6 protein-coding genes are annotated in these 7,321 nt (G+C 70.8%); 4 read left to right on the forward strand and 2 right to left on the reverse strand.

Annotation, left to right across the window (positions count from 1 at the left end; genetic code table 11):
- Positions 1-860: hypothetical protein (locus GXY35_01885; GenBank protein ID NLW93351.1), on the forward strand; the 860-nt coding region annotated here is incomplete at its 5' end.
- On the opposite strand, the gene GXY35_01890 is transcribed toward GXY35_01885, so the two are convergent.
- Positions 857-3,442, reverse strand: coding sequence for a hypothetical protein (locus GXY35_01890; protein ID NLW93352.1), 2,586 nt, complete (start codon positions 3,440-3,442; stop codon positions 857-859). The two genes, GXY35_01885 and GXY35_01890, sit on opposite strands and share 4 nt — an antisense overlap.
- 151 nt (positions 3,443-3,593) lie before the next feature.
- On the opposite strand from GXY35_01890, the gene GXY35_01895 reads away from it, so the two are divergent.
- From GXY35_01895 to GXY35_01905, 3 genes are read left to right on the forward strand one after another with little or no spacing between them, the layout of a single operon-like run.
- On the forward strand, positions 3,594-4,382 hold the full coding sequence (locus tag GXY35_01895) for a class I SAM-dependent methyltransferase (protein NLW93353.1): 789 nt from the start codon (positions 3,594-3,596) through the stop codon (positions 4,380-4,382).
- A gap of 38 nt (positions 4,383-4,420) precedes the next feature.
- Positions 4,421-5,230 carry a ComEA family DNA-binding protein gene (locus tag GXY35_01900; GenBank protein ID NLW93354.1) on the forward strand — a complete coding sequence of 270 codons (810 nt, stop codon included), beginning with the start codon at positions 4,421-4,423 and terminating at the stop codon, positions 5,228-5,230.
- Positions 5,231-6,178, forward strand: coding sequence for a cation diffusion facilitator family transporter (locus GXY35_01905; GenBank protein ID NLW93355.1), 948 nt, complete (start codon positions 5,231-5,233; stop codon positions 6,176-6,178). It abuts the gene before it with no gap.
- A gap of 21 nt (positions 6,179-6,199) precedes the next feature.
- Here the strand turns inward: GXY35_01905 and GXY35_01910 are convergent.
- The coding region (locus GXY35_01910; GenBank protein ID NLW93356.1) for an erythromycin esterase family protein at positions 6,200-7,321 on the reverse strand (1,122 nt) is incomplete at its 5' end.

A 7,321-nucleotide genomic window follows, 5' to 3' on the forward strand; every position in this document is an offset into this window, starting at 1 on the left:
CTCCCCGATTCACGGGTTCCCTCATCATCTCGTCCCTCTGCGTCGCCTTCCTCCCGTGGCTCTCCTTCCGCTTCCTCCTCCCCGCCCTCCTCCTCGCGGCGATGCACGCGCGCCGGGCGTGGACCGATGAAAACCCGCGCCGCCGCGCGGCGGCCCTCGTCGTCGCCGCGGTCCCGCTCGCCGTCTCGTGCGCCCTTCTGTTGGGGTACCAGCAGATGGCGTTCGGCACATGGAGTTTCGCGGGCGGCTATCTGCACCAGGGGTTCGGCCGCACGGCATTCTGGGCGCGGGGAGGGTTGAACGGCCTCCTGGGCCTCGCGCTCGACCAGGCGGTGGGGATGCTGGCATGGTCCCCGGTCTACCTCCTGGCCGTCCCCTCCGTCGCCCTCCTCGCGCGGGAACAACCGCGGCGGGGCTGGGGCCTCGCCGCCCTCGTCCTCTCGCTGTATCTCCCCGAGTCGCTCTACATGCACTGGTGGGGCGGGTACGCGCCCCCGCCGCGCTACATCGTCGCCCCCGCGCCGCTCCTCGGCGCCGCGCTCTGCTACGCCCTCTCCCGTTCGCCGGGGCGTTCGTTCACGATCCCGTTCGCATTCCTTCTCTCCGTCGGCATCCTCTTCGGCGCGCTGGGCTGCGCGTATCCGCTGACGCTGTACCGGCACGTGCACCTGCTCGCCTGTTTCGGCGTGGAGATCTCGAGCCGGGCGCTCCCGTCGTTCCTCCACCCGGTGCGCTCCACCTGGCCGCTCGCGTTCGCGTGGCTCTTCTTTATCGCCGCGCTCACCGCGTACTACCTGTCGGTGTGGGGCGGCGGCGCGAACCGGAGGGGGTGCCCGGACGGGGGCGACGGCGGCCGCTAGCGCCGCTCGATCTCGATCGCGTCGAAACGCAGGCGGGCCCGGTTGAAATGGCGGATCGAGAATTGGAGGGGGGTGAGCCGGTCGAGCGTGAATTCGAGCTCCTGCGGGCGGTATCGGCCGGGCCCGCGAAGATCGGCCGCCGCAAGCTCGCGGGAGGCCAGGGTGTCGCCGAAGGATGACGACGCCGCGAGGAGCGCGACCGAGCCCTCGTCCGCGTCTTCCGCCTCCATCATGAAACGCGCGCGGTACTCCCCGGGCGGGTAGAGGCGTTCGGGGCCGCTCGCCATCGGCATATGGGGATCCTCCTCGCGGCTGATCTCCACGGCGTGCCCGCCCGACGCCGCCGCGTCCTCGATGCACCGGCCGATATGGTACAGGTCCTCCGCCTCGTACCGGGGGCGCGGGTCCTCCTCCCCGTCGAACAGCACGTAGGCGAAATCCGCCCGGAGTCCGCTCCCGCCGAGGCGCTGCACCCTGAACTCGATGCGGGCGGACTCCTGATTGACGAACGAAAGGTCGAAGAGCCGGTATCCCCCGGGTGCGCCGAACTCGTCCGCGGAGAGCTCCCGGGCCGCGATGGTGCGCCCCTTCCCGACGTCGTACACCTCGAGCCTCGCCGCGGGCCCGTCGTCCGGCGGCGCGACCAGCTTCAGGTTGAACCAGACCCGGAACGCGCCCGTCGGGTAGAAGCGCGAGACGCCGCCGAAAAGCATCCCCTCCGGTTCGCCGCGGCCGACCGCGGCGATCGCGCGCCCGCCCGACGCCGCGGCGTCCTGGATGCGCCTGCCGACCTCATACCCGGCGGACCGCGCGGGGTACAGGTTCCCGACCGGGCTGCGGCGGCAGAACGCCGGCGGGGGGCCCGACGGCGCGTCGAGGACCTCAAAGAGGTGGTTGGGGCCTTCCTGCATCACGAACCGGAGGTACGGCGAGTCGAGAAGGTTGCGCAGGGTGAAGCGGAACGGGTAGCGGCTCACCTTGCGGGGGAACAGGTCCTGGTGGAGGACGATGTGCGAGACGTTCCAGTCCCGCAGCAGGGCGTGCTGCGCCGCCCGCAGCTCGCCGACGTTGAGACTCCGGAGCGGCTCGAACACCTCCGTCACGTAGCGCTGGCGGGGTACCGGGTTGTAGCCGTTCACGATCGGCACGCCGGTGAGCGTGGCGTAGTATTCGTAGATCGCGCTCCACGCGGAGTCTCCCGGCCAGATCGGCAGATCGAGGAGGCGTTTCCCCTGCGCCTCCCGGCGCACCGTCTCGTAGACGCGGTCCATCCCCCGCAGTATGCTGATCCCGATCGGCCGCTTCGGGTGGTAGTCCGCGAGCGCGAGGAACACGAGGAGGAACGCGGCGCCGCGCGCGGGTCTCCCGCGCGACAGAATGGCCCGCAGCCCGAAGCCGCACAGGACGAACAGGGCGGGGAGGGCGAGGCAGAGGATCCTGCTCGGGGTGCGGGAGAAGGCCAGGAACGGCACGCGCGCATGCAGCCAGCCGTAGACAGGAACCCGCGCCTCGAGCGTGGTGCCGAGGGCGAGCAGGTACCCGAGCGCGCAAAGCCCGACCCAGAAGTAGAGGAGCAGCAGGGCGCCGCCCTCCGCCCGCCCGCGGGCGATCTCGCGGCGCCGCTGGAGGATCCCCCAGAGGGCGAGAAGCAGCGCGGCGTATCCGGGGTAGATGTTCTTCTCCGCGTTGGGGCTCTTGCGGAGCAGGTCGCCGAGGAGCGGACTGAAGGCCTGGACGTTCTTGAGCGTCCGACCGCCGCTGACGGACGAGGGGGCGATGATGGCGTGACGCACCCAGAGGAGGTAGGCGACGCTCGCGGCGGCGGGCAGAAGCAGCCCCCCGAGGATGCGCAGGGCGGTGCGCGTCGCGGCGGGCCGTCCCGCCTGGCGGGCGAGAGCGGCGAACGAGACGGCGAAGTAGACGCAGAGCAGCGGGGCGAGGTAGAAGCTGATGTGGAGCTCGGTCATGGCGGTGGAGAGGACGCAGAGGCCGCAGGCCAGTCCCCACCGGAACGCGTTTCGTCCGCCTCCGCCCGCCGCGAACCCGCGCTCAATGCAGTAGAGCGCCAGCGGCGGGAGGAAGAAGACGAACCCCCCGATATGGCCCCCGTACAGGTGGCCGAGGCGGTACGGCACGCACGCGTAGAGGAGACCGCACGCGGCCGCGGCCCCGGGGCTCCCCGTGACCGCGGAGACCAGGAGCGCCATCGCCGCCCCCGCGGCGAGGAACGAAAGCACGACGAGGGCGTTGTAGGCGGCGATGTTGCCCAGCGGCATGAAGAGCATGAAGAGGAACGAGATCGGTATCCCCTGCGTCACGAAGGTGGGCGGGGTGCGCGGGGTGGAGAACTCGAAGGCGTTGGAGAAGAACGCGGTCCGGCCCTCGAGCGCCTTCTCGAAGAGCCAGAAACGGTACATCAGCTGGAGATAGTCTCCCGGGTGCTGATGCAGCAGCTCGAGGCCGGGGACGGGGAGAAACGAATAGGGCATCCCGCTGCGGAGATGGAGGGCGAGCGGGTGGCTGAAGATGAACGCGAGCAGGAGAAGCCCCGCGAGGAACAGCGCCCAGCCGCGAAGACCCATCGGTGACCTCCCTGCAACGGTGCCTGCGAACGGGGGCAGTATAGCGCGTCGCCGCCCGGGGTTCAACCCGCCCGTTTGACTGGCCGGCGGCCGTGTGGTATCCTGTGTCTGCTTGGGGTCCGATCGGTCCCGAGGCAGGAAGGACTCGGAGATGCGCGCCTCGCCCGACGACTGGCACCTTCGCCTCTTCGAGAAATCCGTCATCAAGCAGGTGAAGCTCTGCGCCTTGCGCGACTTTCTCCCGCCGACGGAGGGGAAGGTCTGCCTCGACCTGGGCGGGGACAACGGCGTCATCAGCCGCCTGCTCAGGGCGCACGGGGGCGTCTGGCACAGCGCCGATCTCAACGACGACGCCGTCGAGTCGATCCGCTCCCTGGTGGGGGAACGCGTCTCTAAAACCGTCGACGGGGCCGCGATGCCGTTCGCCGACGGGCAGTTCGATCTCGTCGCCGTCGTCGACTATCTCGAGCATCTCCGGGACGACCGCGGCTGCGTCGCCGAACTGCGCAGGATACTGAGACCCGGCGGCGTGCTGGTCGTGAACGTGCCGCATCTGAAGCGCCGTTCGGTGTCCCGCCTCCTCAGAAGCCTCGCGGGCCTCACCGACGAACAGCACGGGCATCTGCGGCCGGGCTACTCCCGGCAGGGGCTGGAGTCGCTTCTGGGGAACGGGTTCCGCGTGACGCGGGTCTCCACCTACTCGCGCTTCTTCACGGAACTGGTCGATATCGCGGTCACCCGGGCCTCCTCCGCCTCGGCGGGCGGGGCGGTCCACAGCACCAAGGGGCTGCTGATCACCGAGGCGCAGATGAAGCGGATGGAGAAGAGGTTCCGGCTCTACTGTTTCGCGTACCCGTGTCTGCGTCTCCTGTCGAAACTCGACGCCCTCGTTCCGTTCACGGAGGGCCACCGGCTCATCGTGCGGGCGGAGCGGGCCTGAGCGGCCGCGAAGCGCGCGCGCAACAGCGGAGGTGAACGATGAAGATGCTTGCGCGTCTCGCCGCGGCGTCCGCGCTCCTGTGCGCGGGGGCCGCCTTCTGCCTCGTCGACATCAACACGGCATCGAAGGGGGAGCTGGAGGGGCTCACCGGGATAGGGCCGGTGATGGCCCAGAGGATCATCGAGGGGCGCCCGTATCGCAGCGTCAACGATCTACGGAGGGTGAAGGGCATCGGCGGCAAGACCCTGGAGAAGTTCAAGGACGAGATCACGGTCGGCGCGCCCGGCGACTCCGCCAAGGCCCCGCGGGAGGAGGCGCCCCCGAGGGAGGAGCCGGAGCAGGCCAAGGTCCCCGTCTACGCCGCCCCGCCGTTCACGCTGGTCGAGTGCCACGCCTGTACGAACAGGTTCACGGTGTCCTCCGAGCTCGGCAGCGGCTGGTGCCCGTACTGCGACACGCGGTGGCGTTTGAAGACGCCGCAGGCTCCCGCCGCGCGGGAGGCCGCCGCGGCGCCGAAACCCGACGCCGCGGGGGGGGCGGTCGTGGACGCGATCCCCTTCTCGGAGGCGGCCGACTACGTCGACCAGAGGAAGAGCGTGGCGGGGACGATCGTGGGGGCGCATCGGTCGGCCAGGAGCGGCAACCTGTACCTGAACTTCCACGCCGATTACAGCAGGTACCTGTCCGTGAAGATCCCCGCAGCCGAGCTTTCGAAATTCCGCCGCGACGCGGAGAGCTACTACAACGGCAAGGAGGTCGTCGCCACCGGGGAGATCACCAGGGAGGGCAACGGGAACTACCTCCGCCTCACCGTGACGGCTCCGGCCGATTTCAAGGTGATCGAGTAGATGCCGACCCGCCGCGTGCGTCCCCCGTGCGGTAGCCGCGAGGCCTCGGCCGCGCGGCTGTCGATCGTCGGCGCGGTGCTCACCTTCGCCGTCTCGTCCGCCGTCGGCGTCGCCTGCGATTCGGTCGCCCTGCTGCTCGACGCGGGGACGGGGTTTCTCATCCTCTGCATGACGCTGTTCGCGCGGGTCGCGATACGCAAGGTGGGCAGCCCGCCCGACCGCCTCTTCCATTTCGGGTACGGCAAATACGAGCCGCTCGCCGCCGCCGCGCAGAACATCGGCATCATCTCCACGTGCGTCCTCGGGTCGATCGTCGCCGTCCAGGACATCATCCACCCGGAGGATATCGTCCGCTACGATCTCCCCGCCGCCTCGTCGCTCTTCTGCGGGATGCTCGCCCTGGCGCTGGGGGCCTACCTGCGGGGCGTCGCCGGGCGGGAGGGATCGGCCATCCTTCGCGCCTCCGCGACGCAGTGGTTCGTGGACGCGGGCCTTTCGTTCGCGATGTGCGCGGGGTTCATGCTCGGGATCGCGGCGGTTCGGCTCGGGTACCGGGAAGCCGCCCCCTACATCGACCCGACGATGGCGATCGTCCTCGCCCTTCTGTTCATGCGGCTGCCGCTCAGGGAGCTCGGCGGCGAGCTGCGGGAGCTTCTGGACGGCGCGCCGGAACGGGAGATCTGCGACCTGATCGAGGGGATGGCGAAGCGGTACGGGGCCCGCGCATGCGGCGTCCACCGGGTGCGGGCCCGGCGGGCGGGACGCAGGACGTTTCTCGATGTCGGATTCGTCGTGCGCGAGGATCTCACCGCCGCGGAGGCCGCGGCCCTGGCCGACGAGTTCGAGCGCGAGCTCATCGGCGCCGTGCCGGGGTGCGAGGCGACGGTCTACTTCAAGCCCGCGCGGCGTCCGCCCGTCGCCCCGCGCCGTGTCCCGGGGCTGTCGTGACGCGCCGGCGGACGGACCGGGCTACGGCAACGGGGGCGCGCCGCGGCTGTACGATGTGGAGTCCAGGACGGCAAGCCAGTCGTAGTCGGTGAAGCTCCTCGCGTCGAGAGGGAAGTAGCCCGGGTTCCTCGCGCTGCCGGAGCGCGCCCGGATCGCCGGGAGCGTTCCGGGAGGGAACTGCGTCCCCCGGTGCGTCGGGATGAACCGTGCCGGGCCGGGCGCGGCGGTCAGGAGCGCCTCGAGCGTGCCCGGTTCGGGAACGCCGATGCCGTTATCCTCCGACACCCCCAGCCCCGCGCCGACGACGGCGTAGCGGGCGCCGAGCATCGAGTCGAGGTGCGCGCCCGCCGGCCACCAGGCGAGCGCGTGCGGGCCGAGCTGCCACTCCGCCTTCCCCCGTTTCAGGTGGCTGTTGTGGGCGAAGACCAGCACCTTGCCCCGTCCGCATTCCAGGGTCGCGATGTAGGCCAGGGTGTCGGCCATCATCAGATCGCGTATCCCCAGCATCTCCGCGATCCGCGCCTCCGACCTCCGCGCCAGCGCGGCGTGGTAGTTCAGCAGGTGGCGCGCCATCTCCGCGTGGTGGACCGCCTCCAGGTACCGATCCCGCCCCTCGTCCGCCGCGAGCGCCGGGCGTCGCGCGCGGAGGTCGGCGATGAGCTCCTCCGTCTCGACCCGGAGGGCGGCCGCGGCGGGCGAGGAGCCGAACGCCTTCGACGGGTCGGTCGAGGCGGCGGGGTCCTCCCAGGCCGCGTCGTCCCCGAGGAGCGGCTCGATGCGCGCGCGGCGCGCCTCCGCCGCCGGGCGGTCGGCCGAGGCGAGATAGTCGAGTGCGAAGAGGACCAGGCGCCGCGGGCTCGGGGTGCCGATCATCTCCATCGGGCCGTCGAAGCCGTAGAAGCGGAGTCGTGTCGGCCGGGACGGATCGGCGTTCCGGCTCCGCATCCACTCCACGAGCTCCCGGTTCGCGTCGAGCCGGCCGAAGGTGTGACTGAACCCCTCCTCCCGCACCTCTTCGTACGACGCCGGGCCGCGGCCCGACACGAACTCGTCCACGAGTCGTCCGCGGAAGAAGTCGCTCTCGACGGCGATGGCGCCGAAACCGTGCGCCTCCGCGAGGCGTTGAAAGAGCCGGTTGCGGAG

It is taken from the genome of Chlamydiota bacterium, assembly GCA_012729785.1.
In the GTDB taxonomy this organism is placed as follows: domain Bacteria; phylum Auribacterota; class Tritonobacteria; order UBA1439; family UBA1439; genus UBA1439.

What these genes read in the sequence shown, in the direction of transcription:
- GXY35_01890 (NLW93352.1), bottom strand. Translation starts at nt 3,442, where the DNA reads ATGGGTCTTCGCGGCTGGGCGCTGTTCCTCGCGGGGCTTCTCCTGCTC.
- GXY35_01895 (NLW93353.1), top strand. Translation starts at nt 3,594, where the DNA reads ATGCGCGCCTCGCCCGACGACTGGCACCTTCGCCTCTTCGAGAAATCC.
- GXY35_01900 (NLW93354.1), top strand. Translation starts at nt 4,421, where the DNA reads ATGAAGATGCTTGCGCGTCTCGCCGCGGCGTCCGCGCTCCTGTGCGCG.
- GXY35_01905 (NLW93355.1), top strand. Translation starts at nt 5,231, where the DNA reads ATGCCGACCCGCCGCGTGCGTCCCCCGTGCGGTAGCCGCGAGGCCTCG.